Source organism: Acidovorax facilis (assembly GCF_050626955.1).
Lineage (GTDB): Bacteria > Pseudomonadota > Gammaproteobacteria > Burkholderiales > Burkholderiaceae_C > Acidovorax > Acidovorax facilis.
Genome location: NZ_CP192460.1, coordinates 2,585,643 through 2,606,505 on the forward strand (window position 1 = coordinate 2,585,643; position 20,863 = coordinate 2,606,505).

The 20,863-nt window shown below is 63.1% G+C and carries 19 protein-coding genes; 4 read left to right on the top strand and 15 right to left on the bottom strand.

Features of this window, described 5'->3' with window-relative positions:
• Positions 1-2 precede the first annotated feature (2 nt).
• The 7 genes from ccoG to ACQ4MJ_RS11730 all read right to left on the bottom strand — a co-directional run bounded on the left by ccoG (position 3) and on the right by ACQ4MJ_RS11730 (position 7,360).
• Complete coding sequence (gene ccoG, locus ACQ4MJ_RS11700; protein WP_055395199.1) at positions 3-1,448, bottom strand: cytochrome c oxidase accessory protein CcoG; 1,446 nt, start codon at positions 1,446-1,448, stop codon at positions 3-5.
• 86 nt (positions 1,449-1,534) lie between these two features.
• The gene (gene ccoP, locus ACQ4MJ_RS11705) at positions 1,535-2,452 is read right to left on the bottom strand and encodes a cytochrome-c oxidase, cbb3-type subunit III (protein ID WP_055395196.1); all 918 of its coding nucleotides are present in this window, start codon (positions 2,450-2,452) and stop codon (positions 1,535-1,537) included.
• A gap of 24 nt (positions 2,453-2,476) precedes the next feature.
• Entirely contained in the window at positions 2,477-2,614 is a 138-nt protein-coding gene (locus tag ACQ4MJ_RS11710; RefSeq protein WP_055395194.1) for a cbb3-type cytochrome oxidase subunit 3, read from the bottom strand.
• A gap of 13 nt (positions 2,615-2,627) precedes the next feature.
• Positions 2,628-3,260: a cytochrome-c oxidase, cbb3-type subunit II gene (gene ccoO / locus ACQ4MJ_RS11715; RefSeq protein WP_055395192.1), complete on the bottom strand. Its 633-nt coding sequence runs from the start codon at positions 3,258-3,260 to the stop codon at positions 2,628-2,630.
• Positions 3,261-3,277: 17 nt separating this feature from the next.
• Positions 3,278-4,717 carry a cytochrome-c oxidase, cbb3-type subunit I gene (gene ccoN / locus ACQ4MJ_RS11720; RefSeq protein ID WP_055395190.1) on the bottom strand — a complete coding sequence of 480 codons (1,440 nt, stop codon included), beginning with the start codon at positions 4,715-4,717 and terminating at the stop codon, positions 3,278-3,280.
• Between the two features lie 64 nt (positions 4,718-4,781).
• Positions 4,782-4,919 (bottom strand): cbb3-type cytochrome oxidase assembly protein CcoS, encoded by a 138-nt coding sequence (gene ccoS / locus ACQ4MJ_RS11725; RefSeq protein ID WP_008906189.1) that lies wholly within the window; start codon positions 4,917-4,919, stop codon positions 4,782-4,784.
• Positions 4,919-7,360, bottom strand: a complete 2,442-nt coding sequence (locus ACQ4MJ_RS11730) for a heavy metal translocating P-type ATPase (RefSeq protein WP_242701167.1) — start codon at positions 7,358-7,360, stop codon at positions 4,919-4,921. The genes ccoS and ACQ4MJ_RS11730 overlap by 1 nt, the downstream gene beginning before the upstream one ends.
• 107 nt (positions 7,361-7,467) lie before the next feature.
• Between ACQ4MJ_RS11730 and ACQ4MJ_RS11735 the strand changes: the two genes are divergently transcribed.
• Both ACQ4MJ_RS11735 and ACQ4MJ_RS11740 read left to right on the top strand, forming a co-directional pair.
• Positions 7,468-7,911 carry a universal stress protein gene (locus tag ACQ4MJ_RS11735; RefSeq protein ID WP_055395188.1) on the top strand — a complete coding sequence of 148 codons (444 nt, stop codon included), beginning with the start codon at positions 7,468-7,470 and terminating at the stop codon, positions 7,909-7,911.
• Positions 7,912-8,048: 137 nt separating this feature from the next.
• Positions 8,049-8,747 (top strand): LysR substrate-binding domain-containing protein, encoded by a 699-nt coding sequence (locus tag ACQ4MJ_RS11740; protein ID WP_431152572.1) that lies wholly within the window; start codon positions 8,049-8,051, stop codon positions 8,745-8,747.
• A 227-nt stretch (positions 8,748-8,974) separates the two neighbouring features.
• Here the strand turns inward: ACQ4MJ_RS11740 and ACQ4MJ_RS11745 are convergent, their stop codons facing one another.
• The 6 genes from ACQ4MJ_RS11745 to ACQ4MJ_RS11770 all read right to left on the bottom strand — a co-directional run bounded on the left by ACQ4MJ_RS11745 (position 8,975) and on the right by ACQ4MJ_RS11770 (position 15,719).
• Positions 8,975-9,403 carry a hypothetical protein gene (locus ACQ4MJ_RS11745; RefSeq protein WP_431152571.1) on the bottom strand — a complete coding sequence of 143 codons (429 nt, stop codon included), beginning with the start codon at positions 9,401-9,403 and terminating at the stop codon, positions 8,975-8,977.
• 404 nt (positions 9,404-9,807) lie between these two features.
• Entirely contained in the window at positions 9,808-11,361 is a 1,554-nt protein-coding gene (locus ACQ4MJ_RS11750) for a malonate--CoA ligase (protein WP_431152570.1), read from the bottom strand.
• A gap of 50 nt (positions 11,362-11,411) precedes the next feature.
• Entirely contained in the window at positions 11,412-12,215 is an 804-nt protein-coding gene (locus tag ACQ4MJ_RS11755) for an enoyl-CoA hydratase/isomerase family protein (protein WP_431152569.1), read from the bottom strand.
• A gap of 141 nt (positions 12,216-12,356) precedes the next feature.
• Entirely contained in the window at positions 12,357-13,358 is a 1,002-nt protein-coding gene (locus tag ACQ4MJ_RS11760) for a Bug family tripartite tricarboxylate transporter substrate binding protein (protein WP_055401430.1), read from the bottom strand.
• A 172-nt stretch (positions 13,359-13,530) separates the two neighbouring features.
• Positions 13,531-15,054, bottom strand: a complete 1,524-nt coding sequence (locus tag ACQ4MJ_RS11765) for a malonyl-CoA decarboxylase (RefSeq protein ID WP_121419616.1) — start codon at positions 15,052-15,054, stop codon at positions 13,531-13,533.
• A complete protein-coding gene (locus ACQ4MJ_RS11770; protein ID WP_121508748.1) occupies positions 15,051-15,719 on the bottom strand; it encodes a GntR family transcriptional regulator in 669 nt (222 codons plus the stop codon). Before ACQ4MJ_RS11770 ends, ACQ4MJ_RS11765 begins: the two co-directional genes overlap by 4 nt.
• A 518-nt stretch (positions 15,720-16,237) precedes the next feature.
• Here ACQ4MJ_RS11770 and ACQ4MJ_RS11775 point away from each other — a divergent pair.
• Positions 16,238-17,077 carry an alpha/beta hydrolase gene (locus ACQ4MJ_RS11775; RefSeq protein WP_431152568.1) on the top strand — a complete coding sequence of 280 codons (840 nt, stop codon included), beginning with the start codon at positions 16,238-16,240 and terminating at the stop codon, positions 17,075-17,077.
• A gap of 103 nt (positions 17,078-17,180) precedes the next feature.
• Here ACQ4MJ_RS11775 and lgt read toward each other — a convergent pair whose 3' ends face one another.
• Together lgt and ACQ4MJ_RS11785 are read right to left on the bottom strand one after the other, a co-directional pair.
• Complete coding sequence (gene lgt / locus ACQ4MJ_RS11780; protein ID WP_218299405.1) at positions 17,181-18,008, bottom strand: prolipoprotein diacylglyceryl transferase; 828 nt, start codon at positions 18,006-18,008, stop codon at positions 17,181-17,183.
• Between the two features lie 24 nt (positions 18,009-18,032).
• The gene (locus tag ACQ4MJ_RS11785; protein ID WP_306554119.1) at positions 18,033-18,959 is read right to left on the bottom strand and encodes a LysR family transcriptional regulator; all 927 of its coding nucleotides are present in this window, start codon (positions 18,957-18,959) and stop codon (positions 18,033-18,035) included.
• Between the two features lie 121 nt (positions 18,960-19,080).
• Between ACQ4MJ_RS11785 and ilvD the strand changes: the two genes are divergently transcribed.
• Complete coding sequence (gene ilvD / locus ACQ4MJ_RS11790; RefSeq protein WP_121419613.1) at positions 19,081-20,787, top strand: dihydroxy-acid dehydratase; 1,707 nt, start codon at positions 19,081-19,083, stop codon at positions 20,785-20,787.
• The last annotated feature ends 76 nt before the right edge of the window (positions 20,788-20,863 follow it).

Consider the following 20,863-nt stretch of genomic DNA (forward strand, 5'->3'; position numbering starts at 1 on the left):
CGTTATCGCGGCACCAGAAACACGGATTTCTCGCTCACATGGGCGTCCGCGCCCAAGGCTTGCACATCGAACTGCACGGCATGTGATCCCGAAGGGGCTGATCCATACGGTATCTGCAGACGGACGGCCACCCACCGGGACTCCGCCGCACCGATGTCCACCTCGGCATCAGAAGCGACTTCCAGCCCTTCAAGGCCACGCACACTGATGCGATAGCGCTGGGGGCCTTCAGTGGCGTTCATGATCTGCAGGCGGTAGATGTTCTCCAGCTTTCCACCCGCCACGATGCGCGACAGCGCCGCCCGATCACGCACCACATCCACCTTCAAAGGCGTGCGTGTGACAAGGCTGGCCATCATGCCTACGCACAGGGCCACCAGAACCGCGCTGTATATCAGCACTCGTGGCCGCAGCACACGGCGCAGGATCTGCGACTGACTCCACCGTTTGGCCACGCCGTTCTGCGTAGAAAACCGGATGAGCCCGCGCGGATACTGCATCTTGTCCATCACGGTATTGCAGGCGTCCACGCACAGGCCACAGCCGATGCATTCGTACTGCAAGCCCTTGCGAATATCGATGCCCACGGGGCACACCTGCACACACAGCGAGCAGTCAATGCAATCGCCCAACCCCTGGGCCTTGTAGTCGATGTTCTTCTTACGCGGCCCACGCTGCTCACCGCGTTCTGGGTCGTAGGTAACGATCAGCGTGTCCTTGTCGAACATGGCGCTCTGAAAGCGCGCATAGGGACACATGTATTTGCACACCTGTTCGCGCATATAGCCAGCATTGCCATAGGTGGCAAAGCCATAGAACAGTACCCAGAAAATCTGCCAGCCACCCTGCACCGCCAGCAGCTCTGCCCCGAGTTCGCGGATGGGCACGAAATAGCCCACGAACGTGAACCCCGTCCACAACGCCACGGCAATCCAGATGACCTGCTTAAAAAACTTCTTGCGAACCTTCTCGAAGGTCCAGGGCCCATTGTCCAGCCGAAGCCGTGCACTGCGATCACCTTCGATCTTGTGCTCGATCCACATGAACATTTCGGTGTAGACCGTTTGCGGGCACGCAAATCCACACCAAAGTCGCCCTGCCACCGCCGTAAAGAGGAACAGGGATAACGCCGAGATAATGAGCAGGCCCGTGAGATAGATGAAATCCTGGGGGTACAGAACCAGGCCGAAGATGTAGAACCGCCGAGCCCCCAGGTCAAACAGCACCATCTGGCGCTGCCCCCATTCAAACCAGGGCAGCCCGTAGAAAACGATCTGCGTGAGAAACACCATACCCCAGCGCCAACGCGCGAACAGGCCACTGATGGAACGCGGGTAGATCTTCTTTTGCGCTTCGTACAGGGAAACAATCTCGCCCTGCGATGAGGCATCGGACGCAACCGGCGCTATCGGGATGACCTTGCGAGCAGGCTCGCTGGGTGGGTTCATGATGGTATCGGTCCGTTTGCTTCGTGGTTCTCAGTTTGCGCTGCCCCCTGGAGCAGTGCCTGGGCACTGCTCCAAGTGGCCAAGGCTCAGCGTGCAGCGGCCTGGGTGCCGTTCGACAAGCCCCAGACATAGGCCGACAGCACACCGATCTGCGCTTCTGTCAGCTTGTCCGCCTGGGCGGGCATCTGGTTGACCTTGCCGTTGTTGACCATGGCAGTGATGGCCGCCTCGCCCCAGCCATGCAGCCAGATGTCGTCGGTCAGGTTGGGGGCACCCAGTGCCTGATTACCCTTGCCGTCCATTCCGTGGCAGGCTGCACACGCCGTGAACTTGGACTTGCCCAACGAAGCACGCAGCGAGTCATGCGGGCTGCCCGAAAGACTCAGCACATAGTGCGAGAGATTGCGCACATCTTCGGGGGAGCCCACTGCGGCAGCCATGGGAGGCATGTTGCCGATACGGCCCTTCTCGATGGTTTCACGGATCTTCTCGGGTGCACCGCCATGCAACCAATCGCCATCAGCCAGATTGGGGAAACCCTTGCTACCCCGGGCGTCCGAGCCATGGCACTGCGCGCAGTTGTTCATGAACAGGCGCTCGCCAATGGCCTGGGCCTGAGGATCCTTGGCAATGTCTTCCGGCTTCATCGAGGCAAACCGGGCATACAGCGGCTCCAGCTCGGCCTTGGCCTTGGCCATCTCAGCCTCGTATTCGCCCTTCTGTGTCCAGTTGAGCTTGCCGGAAAAGCTGCCCAGGCCTGGATAGGCGGCCAGGTAGCCCAGGCCGAAGATGATGGTGATGACAAACAGCCACACCCACCAGCGTGGCAGGGGGTTGTTCATCTCGACCAGGTCTTCGTCCCAGACGTGGCCGGTAGTGTTGTCGGACGTGGCCATCACCTTCTTGCGGCCTGCCATCCAAAGCAGAATGCCGCAGGCGATGATGCCGACCAGGGTCAGCGTGGTCACAAAGACCGACCAGAAATTGCTGGTGAAGTCACTCATGGGGTGTTCTCGTTCTGGTGAAGGTCAATCTTGCTCGAAAGGCAGCTGGGCGGCCTCGTCGAACCGGGCCTTGTTGCGGCCTCGATAGGCCCAGACCCAGATGCCAATGAAACAGGCCATTGAAGCCAGCGTGGCCACAATGCGCATGGTGGTGATGTCCATGGGGATATCTCCTTTACTTGAGCGCGCGGCCCATGACTTGCAGGTACGCAATCAGCGCTTCCATCTCCGTCTTGCCCTTGACATCAGCGGCAGACGCAGCGATCTGTTCGTCGGTGTACGGCACACCCACAGTGCGCAGGGCCTTCATGCGCGGCGCCACGCTGGCGGGGTCCACGGCGTTCTTCTCCAGCCAAGGGTAGGCAGGCATGTTCGATTCGGGCACCACATCACGCGGGTTGTTCAGGTGGATGCGGTGCCATTCGTCGCTGTACTTGCCTCCCACGCGGTGCAGGTCGGGGCCTGTGCGCTTGCTGCCCCACTGGAAGGGGTGGTCGTACACAAACTCACCCGCCACCGAATAGTGCCCATAGCGCAGGGTTTCAGCGCGGAAGGGGCGGATCATCTGCGAGTGGCAGTTGTAGCAACCTTCACGGATGTAGACGTCGCGGCCCACCAGTTGCATGGCGTTGTAAGGCTCCACGCCCTTGACCGCCTCGGTTGTGGACTTCTGGAAGAACAGTGGCACGATCTCTACCAGGCCGCCGATGGCGATGACCAGGAGGATCAGCACGATCATCAGGAAGTTGTTGGTTTCCACCTTTTCATGGGAGAAGCCGGTCGAATTCGATGGGTTGTTGTTAGACATGAGTTATCTCCTTCGGCTCAGGCGTGGGCCGCATTCACGGCAGGAATCGCCACCTTGACCGAACGGCCCGAGATCGCTGTCATCCACACGTTCCAGGCCATGACCAACATGCCACCCAGATACAGCAGGCCACCGGCCACGCGGATCACATAGAACGGATAGGTCGCCTTCACGCTTTCCACAAAGGTGTAGGTCAGCGTGCCGTCGGGGTTGATGGCGCGCCACATCAGGCCTTGCATCACACCGGCAATCCACATCGCGGCGATGTACAGCACGATGCCAATGGTGGCCATCCAGAAGTGCAGCTCAATGGCCTTGATGGAGTGCATCTTTTCGCGGCCAAACAGTCGGGGCACCAGGTAGTACAGCGAGCCCATCGAGATCAGACCCACCCAGCCCAACGCGCCCGAGTGCACGTGGCCCACGGTCCAGTCGGTGTAGTGGCTCAGGGCGTTGACGGTCTTGATGGACATCATCGGACCTTCGAACGTGGACATGCCGTAGAACGACAGTGACACGATCAGGAAACGCAGGATGGGGTCGTCACGCAGCTTGTGCCAGGCACCCGACAGGGTCATGATGCCGTTGATCATCCCGCCCCAGCTGGGTGCCAGCAGGATCAGCGAGAACACCATGCCCACCGATTGCGTCCAGTCAGGCAGCGCGGTGTAGTGCAGGTGGTGAGGGCCGGCCCACATGTAGGTGAAGATCAAGGCCCAGAAGTGCACGATCGACAGGCGATACGAATACACGGGTCGTCCCGCCTGCTTGGGGATGAAGTAGTACATCATGCCCAGGAAGCCTGCGGTCAGGAAGAAGCCCACGGCGTTGTGGCCATACCACCACTGCACCATGGCATCCTGCACACCGGCGTAGGCCGAGTAGCTCTTCATGAGGTCAGCCGGGATCGCAGCGCTGTTGACCACGTGCAGCAATGCCACAGCCAGGATGAACGCGCCAAAGAACCAGTTGGCCACATAGATGTGCTTGACCTTGCGCACACCGATGGTGCCAAAGAACACGATGGCATAGGACACCCAGACCAGCGTGATCAGGATGTCAATCGGCCACTCGAGTTCAGCGTATTCCTTGCCCTGGGTGTAGCCCATTGGCAGGCTGATGACGGCCCCGGCAATGACCAGCACCCATCCCCAGAAGGTGAAGGCCGCCAGGGGCCCGGCAAACAGGCGAACCTGGCAGGTGCGTTGCACCACGTAGTAACTGGTGGCGAACAGCGCACTGCCACCAAACCCAAAGATCACCGCATTGGTGTGCAAGGGTCGCAAGCGGCCATAACTGAGCCACGGAATGCCAAAGTTGAGTTCAGGCCAGGCAAGCTGGGCGGCGATGATGACGCCCACCAGCATGCCAACCACCCCCACAACCACGGCCAGGATAGAAAACTGCCGCACCACTGTATCGTTGTAGTGCGCAGCATTTGTTTTTGGAGAATCCATCGGGCACCTCTTTGTAATGCAGTAAGAGTTTGTTGCAGTCAGCTTTTTTGGGCATTGACACAAGTCAACCGTCTCGGAGAATCCGCTCTCCCTCTTGCTCGACACTCTCGAACTGGCCGTGGTAGACCGCCCACCAAAGGCCCGCCAGAATCATCAGCACCAGTACCACGGACAATGGAATCAGCAGATAAAGAATGTCCATCAGGCAGCCTCCAGCCAGCTTGTTTTTGAGATATCAATGGGCACAGCGCCCTGTTGTGGCCGCAGGTCTTCGCCTTGCGCAGGCAAAGCCGGCAGGTCGCGCGCAAGGCGCGCGGCGTTGAGCACCACCAGCAGCGAGCTGAGCGCCATGCCCAGCCCGGCCAGCCAGGCTGGCATCCAGCCCACCACCGCCAGCGGAACACACAACGCGTTGTAGCCGGCAGCCCACCACAGGTTCTGGCGCACCACACGCAAGGTACGGCGCGCCAGCAGCACGGTCTGGGGCACCAGTGCCAAGCTGTCGCCCAGCACCACAAAATCGGCCTGCGACTGCGCCAGCGGCACCGCACGGCCAAATGCAAACGACACATGGGCCCCTGCCAGCACCGGGCCATCGTTCAGCCCATCGCCCACCATGGCCACCTGGTGGCCACCCGCCTGCAAGGCCTGCAACGCAGCCAGCTTGCCCTGGGGCGTGCACTCGCCCGCCGCCTGGGCAATGCCCGCTTGCGCCGCCACACGTTGCACCGCGCCCACGCGGTCGCCCGACAGCAGTTGCACCGCCACGCCGCCCTGCTCCAGCGCAGTCACTACCGCAGGAGCCTCCGCGCGCAGGTCTTCCACCAGATCGAAACGGGCCAACTCGGACACTGCGCCGCTGACATGCTGCTCCGACAGCACCACCTGCAGCGCCGACCCCGCTTCTTCAGGCGCCACGCCTGCATGGTGCGCAGACCCCAGCCGGACCTGGCGCGCGGGCTGTCCGGCCCCCAATCTGTCGTGCACCCTGGCCACCAGGCCCTGCCCGGCTTCTTCCTGCAGATCGGTCACCGCCCAGCGACCATCGTCCAGCGCAGCAGCCGCAGCCACCACGGCGCGCGATGCAGGGTGCATCGAGTGGCGCGCCAAAGACGCCGCCAGAGCCAACACCTCTTGCGTGCTCCACCCATGGGCGGTGTGTACGGCCTGCAAGGCCATGCCGTCCCGCGTGAGCGTGCCGGTCTTGTCGAACACCACGGTGTCCACATGGGCCAGCGCCTCCAGCCCCTGCAGATTGCGCACCAGCACACCATGGCGCGCCAGCGTGCCAGCGGCGGTGAGCATGGCCACCGGCGTGGCCAGCGACAGCGCGCAGGGGCAGGTGACGATGAGCACAGCCACCGCCACCATCAGGGCATGTCCCGGGTCGGACGGCCACCAGTACACCGCAGCCAGGCCCGCTGCCACGAGCACCGCCACCAGAAACGGCCGCGCAATGCGATCCGCCAATTGGGCAAGGCGTGGCTTTTGCAGCGACGCACTTTCCATCAGCGCCACGATCTGGGCGAAGCGGGTCTGCCCGCCAGTGCCTTCCACATGCACCTCCACCGGCGCCTGCAGGTTGTAGCTGCCCGCGGTGACCGTGCTGCCCACGGGGCGCGCCACGGGGGTGGACTCGCCCGTCAGCAGGGATTCATCGGCGTGCGTGCTGCCCAGCGTGATGCGTCCATCGGCCGGAAACGCCTCGCCCGGCAGCACACGGATGGTGTCTCCCGCCACCACACGGCGCGTGGCCACGCGTACAAAGCTGCCATCGGCCGTGCGCCGCTCTACGCTGTCGGGCAGGCGGTTCATCACAGCTTCCAGCGCACCGGCGGTGCGGTCGCGCAGGCGCAGCTCCAGCCAGCGGCCCGTGAGCAGGAAGAAAACAAACATCGTCAGCGAGTCGTAGTACACCTCCTTGCCGAAGATGCCTGCAGGGTCGAAGGTGCCCGCCGTGCTCACCACAAAGGTGATGGCCATGCCCAGCGCCACGGGCAGGTCCATGCTGACGCGGCGCAGGCGAATATCGCGCAGCGCACTGCTGAAGAACGGCCCACACGAGAACACCACCATGGGCAGCGTGATGACCCACGAGGCCCAGCGCAGCAGTTGCTCCATTTCGCCCGTCAGGTCGCCAGGTTGCGCCACGTACGCGGGCCACGCGTACATCATCACCTGCATCATGCAAAAGCCTGCCACCAGCCAGCGCCACAGGGCACGGCGGTTCTCACGCTGGCGCTGCTCGCGCGCAAAGGCATCCATGGCGGGCATGGCGCGGTAGCCTGCCTTGTGCACAGCGTCCATCCACTGCGAGGGCTGCACCTGGGAGGGCTGCCACACCACGCGCGCACGGCGCGTGGCAGCGCTCACATCCGCCTGCAGCACGCCGGGCACGCTGCGCAGGGCATCTTCGATGGTGAGGGCACAGGCCGCGCAGTGCATGCCGTCCAGCACCACCTGGGAGTCCCAGGCACAGCTGGCGGGATCTTCGGCAGCCTGGCCAGTTGGCCCCACAGGCCGACCGAACGCCGACCACTCCTGCGGGTCGTCCAGCAGCACGGCGTGCGCGGCAGGCTCCGCATTGGAAACAGCATCGGGCGGATGTGCCGGGGAGGAGGCCGGCGCACCGGGTCGAAACATTGACATGGTTCAAGCCTATCGTTCGGGCATGACAGGTACATTGACCTGCATCAAGTCCCAGAACATGATTCATCCTAAGCTTGTTCCATCACTTTGAGGAGACCTTTATGTACAAACGCATCCTGATCGCAACGGACGGCTCACCCCTTTCCGACAAGGCCGTGGAACACGGACTGTCGCTGGCCGCGCTCACCGGCGCCTCTGCCGTGGCTCTCAAGGTGGTGCCCCGCTACCCCCGCAGTTACTTCGAGGGCGGCATGCCCGTCGATACCAACGACGTCAAGCGCATCGAAACCCAATGGGGCGATGCGGCACAGGCCATGGTCGATGGCGTGAAGGCCCAGGGCGACGCCCAAGGCGTGGCAGTCAAGGCCGTCATCGCCAAGTCCGACCTCGTGGCCGAAGCCATCATCTCGGCCGCCAAGAAGCACAAGTGCGACCTGATCGTGATGGCATCGCACGGCCGCAAGGGCCTCAAGCGCCTGTTGCTGGGCAGCGAGACGCAGCATGTGCTGACGCACTCGCACATCCCTGTGCTTGTGCTGCGTTAAGCATAAATTCAAGCATCAAAACAGGCTCTAGCGCTTGTCCATAGAGCGCTAAAAGCTATTAAATACATAGCAAAACACCGAGAAGACTAGACGCCCGCTCGGTGTTTTTTCATTCCCGTCCAAATGTTCGGCGCCTCGTGCTTGCCCAATTTGGGGTGCCGTGGCTGTTTCCGCGCCTGGGCCACTTCAAGCGCACGCTGCCGCAGGTGTCGCTGAACTTTGTGCGCTACCAGCACGCGCACGACTTTGCGACGCCGCACGAGTTCGACGCTGCCATCCAGTACGGCTACGACAACTGGCCCAGCGCCAATGCGCGCTATCTGATCGGCAAAGAGACCTGCATCGTCTGCAACCCCCAACTGCGCGACGCCCTGCCCCTGCACACTCCGCAAGACTTGGTGCGCGCCACGCTGCTGCGACACATCGAGGTGCCCCTGGCCTGGCAAGACTGGTTGGAAGCACATCGCCTGGACACCTGCGCCAGCCGCTTCGGGCCGGGCTTCAACCTTTACTCGCTCATCATCCGGGCAGCAGTCTCAGGCTTTGGTGTGAGCATCGTGCCCACCTGTTTGGTGGAGGACGAACTACAGGCAGGTACGCTGGTCGAGCCCCTGAAAGACCGCTTTGACAGTCCGCTGGGCTACTACCTCTGCGCGCCCACGGCCCGCACCAAAATTTCGGTGTACCGGCTGGTGGCCGGGTGGCTGGAGCACTGCTGCAACCATGCGGAAGGGGCTGCTGCGCCTGCGACTACAGAGGCGGGGCCGGAATGCATCTTTTGTGCGCCACAGCAAGGTGTGGTGAAGCCAACACCGTCACTACTGCCGCTGCCGTAGCGGGGTGATGAGGCCTGTGCGTTGGTGAACCTGCGTGTGCTGGCACCGCCGGTTTTTGTGCGAACAGTCTGCTTCGCAAAAACCAGGCTCTAGCGCTTATAGATAAAGCGCAACAAGCTATCAATTAAATAGCAAACACTTCTTGCATCACCAAACTCCAACACGAAGGAGTCGGCAGCATCACCACCCGATGCCGGGAAGCCCCCTCACCCAGCCAAGGGCAGGCCTCAATCCGCCCGGCACTGAGAAGAGGTGCTTGACACCACGGAGTAGTCGAACTCCGCATCGATGGAGATGCACGCCGACTCGGGGGAAAACGGTGGAAACCAAGCCACAATTTCACCCCCATTTTTGGCAACGTGAAAGAAGCGGTCGACCTTGGACCAATTCGCTTTGAACCCATCGCTTTCTGAGCAAAACACCTTGGTGCTGGTATAGCTCTTGCCGGAAACGACGTAGCTGTATTCCACCACTGGGAACGGGCGAGTGCCTCGATTTACTTTCACCGGGCGGCTATCAATTTTGAGAAACCGCACCGGTGCGCTGAGGTAGGCGCACGGTGAAACTTTCGGAGTCAGAAAAAGAGGGGCGAGTGATGCTCCGATGATCGCGATCAGGGCGATTCCGAGAGGGATGGAGAGGATGCGGCGATTCAACTGTGTGGCCCAAAGGTGACACGAGAGGCGCTTGGAGGCCCAAGGCCACAAAGCGTCATATGAACATCAGGCGTACCGACAAAGGTTGTGGGCTATGGCCATGGACTCTGACGCGGGCTGACAAGATCTAGAGGACAACGCTCGAACCAGTCGAAGCTGACAAGGCATTTCCATATCGAACTTCTCAAGCACTTCCTGAACATCTCAGCGCTTTACGCTCTACAGGAGCGCATGTTTAAACAGAATCACGCCCCAGACATCGCGGATCAAGCGAAAAAACCGGTCTCACATCTGAAGTGCGCCACCCAATACCAGCATGCCAAGACCACAAGAGCCCATAAGAGCGAAACAGGCCCGCACGATGGCGGGCATGCAAAGGCGGCCACAAGACCCGCCTCAACGCATCACACAAACAACCCCTTGTACTGCTCCCGCAGCAGGTTCTTCTGAACCTTGCCCATGGTGTTGCGGGGCAATTCAGCCACCACAAAACACTTCTTGGGGATCTTGAAGTTGGCCAGCTGGGACTTGAGCTGGGCCACGATGGCGTCAGCGTTCAGGCTGGCTCCGGGCTTGGCAATCACCACGGCCACGCCCACTTCGCCAAAGTCGGGGTGCGGCACGCCGACCAGGGCGCTTTCGGCCACGCCGGGCATGTCGTTGATGTAGCCCTCGATCTCTGCCGGATAGACGTTGTAGCCGCCGCTGATGATGAGGTCTTTGCTGCGGCCCACGATGTGGACGTAGCCGCGTTCATCGACCTTGCCCACGTCGCCGGTCTTGAAGTAGCCGTCTTTGGTGAACTCTTCCGCCGTCTTCTCGGGCATGCGCCAGTAGCCCTTGAACACGTTGGGGCCCTTGACCTGGATGCCGCCGATCTCGCCCGTGGGCAGGTCTTTGCCGTCGTCGCCCTGCACACGCAGGCTCACGCCCGGCAGGGGGAAGCCCACGGTGCCGCCCCGGCGCTCGTCCTGGCCCTTGTAGCGCTTGTCGGCGCTGTAGGGGTTGCTGGTGAGCATGATGGTTTCGCTCATGCCGTAGCGCTCCAGAATGGTGTGGCCGGTGCGTTGCTGCCATTCCTTGAAGGTTTCGATCAGCAGGGGTGCAGAGCCTGCGATGAACAGGCGCATGTTCTTCACCGCATCTTTGGTCAAGCCGGGCTCTGCCAGCATGCGCACGTAGAGCGTGGGCACGCCCATGAACACGGTGGCGCGGGGCATGGCGGCGATGACGGCCTTCGGGTCGAACTTGGCCATCCAGATCATCTTGCTGCCGTTGATGAGCGCGCCGTGGATGGCGACGAACAGGCCGTGCACGTGGAAGATGGGCAGGGCGTGGATGAGCACGTCACCCTTCTTCCAGCCCCAGTAGTCCTTGAGCATGACGGCGTTGCTCAGCATGTTGCCGTGCGTGAGCATGGCGCCCTTGCTGCGGCCGGTGGTGCCGCTGGTGTAGAGGATGGCGGCGAGGTCATCTGCACTGCGGGCCACGGCCTGGTGCTCATCGCTGTGGTGGGTGGCGCGCTCGAGCAGGCTGCCGGTGCGGTCGTCGCCCAGGGTGAACACATGCTGCGTGCCCAGCGTGAAGGCAATCTTGCTGACCCAGCCGAAGTTGCCGGGCGAGCACACCACCACCGCGGGCTCGGCGTTGCCGATGAAGTATTCGATCTCGGCGCTTTGGTAGGCGGTGTTGAGCGGCAAAAAGACGTAGCCCGCACGCAGCGTGGCCAGGTACAGCGCCATGGCTTCGACGGACTTTTCCACCTGCACGGCCACGCGGCTGCCTTGGGGCAGCTTGAGCGATGCGAGCAGATTGGCGATGCGGGCGCTGGCGCGGTCCAGGTCGCGCCAGGTGTAGAACAGCGGGGTGCCATCTGCCGCCATGGTCTCGACGGCGGTGCTGTCCAGGTCAGACGGGAAGGCTGCGCGCAGGGCGCTGAAGAGGTTGTTTTGGCTCATGGCAGTTGGACGGTTTTAAAGGTTTGGATCAACAAGGCGGGCGGGGCCCGTCAAAACAACGGCGCGCGTTTTTCTAGGAACGCGGTGATGCCTTCGCGGTGCTCGGCGCTGTCCGCGTAGGCATAGGGGTCAGGCGCCCCGTTTACTATATTTTTCATAGCTATTTGCGCTTTCCCATCAAGCGCCAGAGGCATTTTTAATGCCCGAAATGTCTGCTTGTTCATGCGGGCGGCCTGCGGCGCCAGTGCGGCGATGCGCAGTGCGCTTCCCTGGGCCTCGGTGGCCACCATGTCGTCGGCCACCACACGGCTCAGAAAGCCGCGTGCCAGCATGTCAGGGGCGCTGAAGGTGGCGGCCTCCAGCAGCATCTGGCGTGCGGTCACGTCACCCACAGCACCCGCCACCAGCTGCGCCTCGCGCGGGGCCATCGGGAAACCGAGCTTGGCAATCGGCGCGCCAAAACGCGCACCACTGCCCGCCACGCGGATGTCGCAGCAGCTGGCGATCTCCACCCCGGCACCCATGCAGGCGCCACGGATCTGCGCCACGATGGGCACGTCGCACTGGAGCATGGCGTTGAGCCCACCCCAGACGTCGTTCTCATGAAAGTCGCGCAAGGCAGCGACATCAAACCGAAAGCCAGGGTACTCCGAAATGTCACCGCCCGCACAGAAGGCATCGCCCTCCCCCGCAATGAGCACGCAGCGCACATCGCTGCGCTGCTGGATGTCTTCAAACACCGTACGCAGCTGCCGCCACATGCTACGCGACATGGCGTTCAGCCGCCCGGAGTGGCGCAGGGTGACGTGCGCCACTCCACGCTCACCCGATTCCATCAACACTTCACCCGACATCTCGGCAACCTATCAAGTTATGCACATTACTCAGCCCTGAAAGCCCGCGCTACGCCATCGCGAGTGCCACCGTGGAACCGGCTTTGCCGGGCCACGGGTGGCGTCCCCCTTCAGGGGGAAGGCGCAAAGCGCCACAGGGGGTTAATCAAGCTTTGCGCCAGAGGCCTTCACCACCGCCGCCCAGCGCTTGACCTCGCTGCTGACCATGCCCGCAAACTGCTGCTGGGTCATGCCGCCGTATTCGGCGCCGTTGTTGGCCCAGATCGTTTTGAGTTCGTCGGCGCTGCCCAGCTTGCGCACCTCGTCCACGATGCGCGCCTGCACATCGGCGGGAGTGCCCTTGGGTGCCCACAGGCCGTACCAGGTGGTGACGGTGTAGTCGGGCAGGCCAACTTCGGCGGCGCAGGGTACGTCTGGGAACGCGGCATTGCGCTTGGGGCCCGACACCATGAGCGCCTTGATACGCCCACCTTTGATGTGGGACGCCGAGGAACCCAGCCCGTCAAACATCATGTCCACTTGCCCACCAATCAGGTCCTGCAGCGCGGGGCCGGCACCCCGGTAGGGGATGTGGGTGATGAAGGTGCCCGTCTGCTGCTTGAACAGCTCGCCCGCCAGGTGGTGCGACGTGCCAGCGCCCGCAGACCCGTAATTGAGCTTGGCGGGGTTGCGCTTCACATAGTCCATGAACTGCTGAAAGTTATTGACCGGCACGTTCTTGGGGTTGACCACCACCACCTGGGGCACGTTGGCCAGCAAGAACAGCGGAATGAAGTCCTTCTCCAGGTCGTAGTCGAGCTTGGGGTACATCGACGGGGCAATCGCGTGGTGCACGGCCCCCATGAAGAGCGTGTAGCCGTCTGGTGCAGCCTTGGAGGCAAAGCTGGCCCCCACGGTGCCGCCCGCGCCCCCTCGGTTGTCGATCACTAGCGTCTTGCCGGTGGCCTTGGAGAACTGCGCTGCCAAGGGGCGCGCAAAGGCATCGGTGCCGCCGCCCGCAGGGAACGGCACCACCAGGTTCACCGGCTTGGTGGGCCAGGCCGATGCCTGGGCCCATGCAGGCACCGTGCCCGTGGCCAGCCCCAAACCTGTGGCAGCAGCCCCCAGCAACACCTCACGGCGCTGAATTCGCATGTCTTTCATTCCTTGTCTCCTGTCGTCGTTGTAAAAAAGGAAAGCAGGCCTACGGTGCCCCACCGTTCAAACCGTGCCAAGCACTTGCCACCATCGGCTGGCTCCCCTCTGAGGGGGTCCATCGGCCATTGTCTGCGCCGATGATGACGATGATGGCATTGCGCGGCACCGGAGCCTGCGGTCAGTCACGGCACAGGCTGTCGATGTCCCCCGACACCGGCACCTTGCCTTGCGCGAGCAAGCTGCGGTGCTTGTCGATGCGCTTGAGGTCGTACAGGTAATTCACCATCAGCCCGTACGATTGTTTCAGTCCTTTGCTGGACGGGTCTCCCGCCCAGTTCAGGCGTTCCACCCGCGCTCCGTTGCCCAGGTGGAAGCGGGCCACCGGGTCCACTGGCTTTCCGTCCTGCAGCTCACGGGCCAGGTAGCGTGCGGCGCACTCCATCAGCATCTGGCGCACGGGCGATCGTGCATCGAGGTCGGTGGCCTTGTCGAGCGCAGCCAGCAGATGGGTGGCTTGCGGGGGTTCAAAGCCCACGGCCCGGCCCAGCTCGGTGCGGCGCTTGTCATCCAGGCGCTCCAGCATCGCACCGGCATGCTTGCCCAACCAAGCGCGGAAACCCGGAATCGGCGACAACGTGGCAAAGGTGCGCAACCGGGGAAATTCGGCCGTGAGGGTCTCCACCACATGCTTGATGAGTGAATCGCCAAAGCTCACACCGCGCAGCCCGGTCTGGGTGTTGCTGATCGAATAGAAGATCGCCGTGGTGGCCCTCCCGATGTCAGCGGGTGCCGCCGCTTCGTCGAGCAAAGGCGTGATGCTGGACGAGATTTTGTCCACCAGCGCCACCTCCACAAAGATCAGTGGCTCGTTGGGCAAACGCGGGTGAAAGAAGCCGTAGCAGCGGCGGTCGCTGTCCAGGCGGTTTTTCAGATCGGCCCAGCTGCGGATGTCGTGCACGGCCTCGTACTTGATGAGCTTTTCAATCAGCGAAGCGGGCGAGTCCCACGACAGGCGGCGTAGCTCCAGAAAGGCCACGTCAAACCAGGTCGAGAACAGGTGCTCCAGCTCGGCATCCAGCGCCAACAGGCGCTTGTCGGACTTGAGCAGGGGCAGCAGCTCGGCACGCATGTCCAGCAAGAAACGCATGCCTTCAGGGAACGCAGAAAAACGCTGCAGCAGCCGCGTGCGCGGCGACACCAGTGCGCGGCGCAGGCTGATCTCGGCCTGGCCTTCTTCGGCCGTGCCAGCCGCCGCTTCGTAGCGTTGGCGGGCCGATTTGAAGCGCGTGGCGTCGGGGGCGAACTGCTCGCACATCAGCAGCCACATATCGCGGCGCTCTTCGGGCTCGGCCTTGGCATACCACTCGGCCACGGCCTGGGCGCGGCGGCCGCCTTCGATCTCGCTCACCTGCGGGGCCACCACCTCCTGCAGGTCGGCCAGCAGACGGCGCAGCGCGCGGGGCGACAGAGCCTCCTGCCCGCGCCGCAGCGTGGCCTGCAGCCGCTCGTTGGTGGAACGTGGCACGGCGACCTTGGCCACCACATCGGTCACCGATTTGTCGAGCCCGGCGCGGGCCGGTTTGTCGGTCGCCTTCTCGCTTGCCTTCTCGCCGGTTTTGTCAGCGGGCTTGTCTGCGGCGGGCGCTGCCGTGCGCAGGCGCGACACACTGCGGGTGATCCATTCGGGGGTGCTGTTGATCATGGGGTGAGCCTCGATTGCTGGTTGCGGGCTACGTCGCGCAGCGCATCGCGCTGGCGCAACAGATGGTTGCGCATGGCCTCTTCAGCGGCATCGCAGTCGCGCGCCTTGAGCGCAGCGAACACGGCCAGATGCTCGGCCAGGCTTTGCTGCAGGCGGCCGGGCACATGCAGCGTTTGCGCCCGGGCCAGGCGCAGGATCTTTCGCAGGTCGCCAATCACCTGGGCCAGCCAGCGGTTGTCCGCCAGTGTGATGAAGGCCTCGTGGATGGCGTAGTTGGCTTCGTAGTAGTCGGCGATCAGGCCTTCGGACGCAAATTGCTGCAGCCGCTGGTGCAACACGTCGAGCGCGGCAATGTCTGCCGCCACCGCCTTGCGTGTGGCCTCATGCGCTGCGCGGCCTTCAAGCAGTGCGATCACCGGGAAAAGGTCATCTAGGTCGCGTTCGGTGATCTCGGCCACAAAACATCCCCGGCGTGGCTCGTGGCGCAGCAAGCCCTCCGCCACCAACACTTTGAGCGCCTCGCGCAGCGGCGTGCGCGAAATAGCGAGCCGCTCGCACAAGGCCGCTTCGTCCAGAAAACTCCCGGGGGGCAAGGCGCCCGCAAAGATTTGCTCGCGCAAGCGCGAAGCGGCTTCGTCGTGCAGTGAGTTGGGAACCGGGCGCATGGTGCGGGTGAAACTCCAGAGTGATCTTCAACGGCGGGCGGGCAGCTGACTTGCAGCTTTTGCCGCCAACGTGCTTCCAAGTGCCTGCAAATAGATGATATTCTTGCGGAAGACTGTAATTTCTCATAATTACGTAAAATGACAAGAGGCAAATACCCGAATCCGGGTGCCGTTGGGCAAAAAACAGTGTCTTGCGGCGGTTGCGCAACATCCAGTAGGCGAAGGCAAGGGCATGCGCGCTTGGCCCGCTGGCGCGCCTTGGGTACGGCCCCAGGGCCAAGCGGACAAAGGCAAGGGATCAGGCGCACACGCGACGTGCCGTTCTGCGACTCCTCCTACGGCCCATTCCGGTCTATTCGTTATGGCAGCACACCCGCTGAAAACACCCCATCCCAGCCAAAAGCATGGCTCGGCCAACCGCCGTGCCAGACACGTTCACCGCGCTCAGACCTGTCGATTGGCGGTGACACATCCGTTCGCGCACCTCTCCCTACAATGGCCCGAAAGGAGGCGCCAGAATGCCAGGAACAATGCACTCGAACGACAGCATGGTGCGGCGCACAGCGCTGCTGGTATTGGTTGCAGCGCTGTCTGCATGCGGCGGGGGTTCGTCCAGCAGCGACCCGCCTGCCGAACCCAGCGGGCAGGTCATCAACTCCACGCTGCGGTCCGAATCAAACGGCTTTACCTACGCCATCCAGGTTTTCCTGCCCCAGTCGTACGCCACGGGCACTACCATGCTGCCCGTCATCTACGCCACTGAAGGCGACGCACCCTACGGCGCAGGTGGACCCGGGGGTACGGCAGTCTCGCGATTTGAATCCTTCAAGCAGGTGATGCAGCGGCGAGGCACCCAAGCCATCCTGGTAGGCATCGGCGGCACATCCCAGCGCGGCACGGACTTTCTGCTGCCCGGCGCCACGCGCTACCTGAACTTCATCACCAAGGAACTCGCGCCTGCGATTGAACGCCAGTACCGCGCCGATCCCAAGCGCAGGGCGCTCTCGGGCCTCTCCCATGGCGGCTACTTCGTTGTTGCGGCCCTGGTGCTGGAGGGCACTGCGGGGGCGCTGAGCTTCTCGCACTACCTCTCTACCGAGTCCAGCTTCGGGGCACACGCGGACCCCGCCGCCTACCGAGCGTTTGAAAAGCAGCTCGATGGCAAGGCCCTGCCTGCCACGCTGTTCCTCGCTGGCGCCCGCAGCAGCAATGGGTCCGTTGTTGTCACGCCCTTGTACACACAGATGGCCGCACAGACCAACCCAGGACTGACCTTGCTGAAGGCCGAGTACGAAACCACCCACGTGGGCGCCGATGTGCCGGCGTTCGAAGAGGCGCTGACGCGGTTTTTCCCGTAGATCAAGCGGCCGCCCCCCTCTGGCAAGGCACCGTGCGCAAAGCCCAATATGCTACATTTTTTATAGCTACTTACGCTTATCCATCAAGCGCTAGAGGCCATTTTTACTTGATTTTTTGCCTTACCACGGGCTGGCGCTGCGCCCAGACCCACAGCAGGACGCCCGCTGCAATCATCGGCACGCACAGCCACTGGCCCATGCTCATACCCAAGGACAGGATGCCGAGGAACGCATCGGGCTCGCGGAAGTATTCGGCAATAAAGCGGAAGGTGCCATAACCCACCAGGAATGCGGCGGCCACCTGGCCCTGGCGACGTTCTTTGCGCGCATACAGCCACAGCAGGATGAACAGCAGCAAGCCCTCCAAGAGGAACTGGTAAACCTGCGACGGATGGCGTGGCTGCAGGGAACCGCTGTGTGCAAACACCATGCCCCACGGCAGGTCCGGGCTGGCAAAACGGCCCCACAGTTCGCCGTTGATGAAATTTCCCACCCGCCCTGCGGCCAAACCCGTGGGCACGCAGGGCGCCACAAAGTCGGCCACCTGCAGCCAGGGGCGCTTGCGCGAATGTGCGAACCACAACATGGCCACGATCACGCCCAACAAGCCACCGTGAAAGGCCATACCCCCTTGCCACACGGCAAAGATTTCCAGGGGGTGACTCAGGTAATACGCAGGTTTGTAGAACAGGCAATACCCCAGGCGCCCCCCCACCACCACACCCGCCACCCCCAGGAACAGGATGTCTTCCACGTCCTTGCGCGACCATGCGCCAGGGCCGGTGATGGAGGCAAACGGTTCGTGCCGCAGGCGCCGGATGCCCAGCAGCATGAACAGGCCAAAAGCCGCAAGATAGGTCAGGCCGTACCAGTGGATGGCCAGCGGGCCGATCTGCAGGGCGACAGGGTCGATGTGGGGATAAGTCAGCATGGGGGCGATTGTGCACGCGCAGCACTACCCTTTCAGGGCGCTGGCCTGCACCTCATGGGCCACAAAGTCGATCCACCGGGCCAGTGCGGGCGGCACAGTGGCGCCCCAGACCAGGCTGGTTTCGCACACGGGCGCCAGGGGAGACTTGCCGCCCAGCTGCCGGTAGACAACGCCCGGCCGCTGAAACTGCTGCACGCTGGCAGGCACCCAGGCCAACCCCAGGTCGGCCGACACCAGGTTGACGATGGTCTGCATCTGGATGGCCTCCTGGGCCACCTGCGGCACCTGCCCCGCTGCGTGGTACAGCGCCACGATCGCGTCGTACAGCGAGGGCAGGATCGGGCGGGGGAAAATCACCAGAGGCTCCCGCAGCAGGTCAGAGAACCGGACGGTGGGCGTGCGCGCCAGCGGGTGATGCTCAGGCAGCGCAAGCACCAGCGGCTCTTGCGCCACACACAGGCTTCGCAGGGCAGGTGGCGCCTGGCCGGGCGTGTGCAAAAGCAGCCCGGCATCAATCTCCCCCCGCTCCAGCGCCTGAAGTTGCACGTCGCCCGTCGCCTCGATCAATTCAAGCCGCACCCCGGGCCACTGGGCCCGGAAGGCTCGCACCCACTGCGGCAGCATCCCAAAACCCACGGTCGAGACAAACGCCAGACGCAGCCGCCCCACCTCGCCCGCTGCCGCCGCGCGCGCCTGTGCAGGGAGCGCCTGGGCGCGGTCGAGCAAATCCAGCACCTGCGGCAACAGGGCAGCCCCGGCCGGAGTGAGCTGCACGCTGCGTTTGGTGCGGTCGAACAGTTGAAGGCCCAGCGTGCGCTCCAGCCCGGCGATGGCCTGCGTGAGCGGCGGTTGTGTCATGTGCAGGCGCTGCGCCGCGCGACCAAAGTGCAGTTCCTCAGCCACAGCGGCAAACTGCCGCCACAAACGCATATCAATGAATGGCTCTTTCATATGCTGTACATATTAATCGCCCTGTACAAATGGATTGGATGGCGCCCACCAATCGCCGCATACTCGCGGCTGCGAAAAGTTTCTCCACCCACAAGATTCGCTCCACGAAGGAAAACACACCATGGCAGACAACAAAGTCATCCCGATCCAGCCCATCAACCGCCGCAGCGCCAACATCACCCAGGGCAAGTCGCGCGCACCCAACCGCTCCATGTACTACGCCATGGGCTACGAGGAAGGCGACTTCGTGAAACCCATGGTGGGCGTGGCCAATGGCCACAGCACCATCACGCCCTGCAACAGCGGCCTGCAAAAGCTGGCCGATGCGGCCATCGCTGGCATTGAGGAAGCGGGCGGCAACGCCCAGGTGTTCGGCACACCCACCATCAGCGACGGCATGGCCATGGGCACCGAAGGCATGAAGTACAGCCTGGTGAGCCGCGAAGTCATCAGCGACTGCATCGAGACCTGCGTGGGCGGCCAATGGATGGACGGCGTGCTGGTGGTAGGCGGCTGCGACAAGAACATGCCAGGCGGCCTGATGGGCATGCTGCGCGCCAATGTGCCCGCCATCTACGTGTATGGCGGCACCATCCTGCCTGGCCACTACCAGGGCAAGGACCTGAACATCGTCAGCGTGTTCGAGGCCGTGGGCGAGAACGCCGCCGGCAAGATGAGCGACTTTGACCTGAAGGAGATCGAAAAGCGCGCTATCCCCGGCACGGGCTCGTGCGGCGGCATGTACACCGCCAACACCATGTCCAGCGCGTTCGAGGCCCTGGGCATCAGCCTGCCCTACTCGTCCACCATGGCCAACCCACACGACGAAAAGATGAACTCGGCCAAGGAATCGGCCAAGGTGCTGATCGAGGCCATCAAGATGGACCTGAAGCCGCGCGACATCGTGACCAAGAAGTCCATCGAGAACGCCGTGGCCGTCATCATGGCCACGGGTGGCTCCACCAACGCGGTACTGCACTTCCTGGCCATTGCCCACGCAGCGGGCGTGGAATGGACCATTGACGACTTCGAACGCGTGCGCGTGAAGACCCCCGTGCTGTGCGACCTCAAGCCCAGCGGCAAATACCTGGCTGTGGACCTGCACCGCGCAGGCGGCATTCCGCAGGTCATGAAGATCTTGCTGAACGCAGGCCTGCTGCATGGCGACTGCATCACCATCGAAGGCAAGACGATTGCCGAAGTGCTCAAGGATGTGCCAGACGAGCCGCGCGCCGACCAGGACGTGATCCGCCCCATCAGCAACCCGATGTACGCCCAAGGCCACCTGGCCATCCTCAAAGGCAACCTCAGCCCCGAGGGCGCTGTGGCCAAGATCACGGGCCTGAAGAACCCCGTGATCACCGGACCGGCCCGCGTGTTTGACGACGAACAATCGGCGCTGGAAGCCATCCTGGCCGGCAAGATCAAGGCGGGGGACGTGATGGTGCTGCGCTATCTGGGCCCCAAGGGTGGCCCCGGCATGCCCGAAATGCTGGCACCCACTGGCGCGCTCATCGGCGCCGGGCTGGGCGAGAGCGTGGGCCTGATCACCGACGGCCGCTTCTCGGGCGGCACCTGGGGCATGGTGGTCGGCCACGTGGCGCCCGAAGCGGCAGCCGGTGGCACCATCGCTTTCGTGAACGAAGGCGACAGCATCACCATCGACGCACGCCAACTGCTGCTGGAGCTGAACGTGAGCGAAGAAGAGATCGCCAAGCGCCGCGCTGCCTGGACGGCCCCCGCACCGCGCTATACGCGCGGGGTGCAGGCCAAGTTCGCGTTCAATGCATCGAGCGCCAGCAAGGGTGCGGTGCTCGACGCGTATTGACGTCCAGCGCTTTCAAAAAGCAAAAGCCCGCCGCTCCCGGCGGGCTTTTTTTTGCAGCCAAGACCATGGCATCCGC

Excerpts from the sequence above, each read along its gene's own strand:
- ccoP (WP_055395196.1), bottom strand. The coding sequence starts at position 2,452 with ATGAGTGACTTCACCAGCAATTTCTGGTCGGTCTTTGTGACCACGCTG.
- ACQ4MJ_RS11750 (WP_431152570.1), bottom strand. The coding sequence starts at position 11,361 with ATGAGCCAAAACAACCTCTTCAGCGCCCTGCGCGCAGCCTTCCCGTCT.
- ACQ4MJ_RS11785 (WP_306554119.1), bottom strand. The coding sequence starts at position 18,959 with ATGAAAGAGCCATTCATTGATATGCGTTTGTGGCGGCAGTTTGCCGCT.
- ilvD (WP_121419613.1), top strand. The coding sequence starts at position 19,081 with ATGGCAGACAACAAAGTCATCCCGATCCAGCCCATCAACCGCCGCAGC.
- ACQ4MJ_RS11730 (WP_242701167.1), bottom strand. The coding sequence starts at position 7,360 with ATGTTTCGACCCGGTGCGCCGGCCTCCTCCCCGGCACATCCGCCCGAT.
- ACQ4MJ_RS11755 (WP_431152569.1), bottom strand. The coding sequence starts at position 12,215 with ATGTCGGGTGAAGTGTTGATGGAATCGGGTGAGCGTGGAGTGGCGCAC.
- ccoG (WP_055395199.1), bottom strand. The coding sequence starts at position 1,448 with ATGAACCCACCCAGCGAGCCTGCTCGCAAGGTCATCCCGATAGCGCCG.
- ccoS (WP_008906189.1), bottom strand. The coding sequence starts at position 4,919 with ATGGACATTCTTTATCTGCTGATTCCATTGTCCGTGGTACTGGTGCTG.
- ACQ4MJ_RS11760 (WP_055401430.1), bottom strand. The coding sequence starts at position 13,358 with ATGAAAGACATGCGAATTCAGCGCCGTGAGGTGTTGCTGGGGGCTGCT.
- ACQ4MJ_RS11775 (WP_431152568.1), top strand. The coding sequence starts at position 16,238 with ATGCCAGGAACAATGCACTCGAACGACAGCATGGTGCGGCGCACAGCG.
- ccoO (WP_055395192.1), bottom strand. The coding sequence starts at position 3,260 with ATGTCTAACAACAACCCATCGAATTCGACCGGCTTCTCCCATGAAAAG.
- lgt (WP_218299405.1), bottom strand. The coding sequence starts at position 18,008 with ATGCTGACTTATCCCCACATCGACCCTGTCGCCCTGCAGATCGGCCCG.
- ACQ4MJ_RS11770 (WP_121508748.1), bottom strand. The coding sequence starts at position 15,719 with ATGCGCCCGGTTCCCAACTCACTGCACGACGAAGCCGCTTCGCGCTTG.
- ACQ4MJ_RS11765 (WP_121419616.1), bottom strand. The coding sequence starts at position 15,054 with ATGATCAACAGCACCCCCGAATGGATCACCCGCAGTGTGTCGCGCCTG.
- ACQ4MJ_RS11735 (WP_055395188.1), top strand. The coding sequence starts at position 7,468 with ATGTACAAACGCATCCTGATCGCAACGGACGGCTCACCCCTTTCCGAC.
- ccoN (WP_055395190.1), bottom strand. The coding sequence starts at position 4,717 with ATGGATTCTCCAAAAACAAATGCTGCGCACTACAACGATACAGTGGTG.
- ACQ4MJ_RS11710 (WP_055395194.1), bottom strand. The coding sequence starts at position 2,614 with ATGGACATCACCACCATGCGCATTGTGGCCACGCTGGCTTCAATGGCC.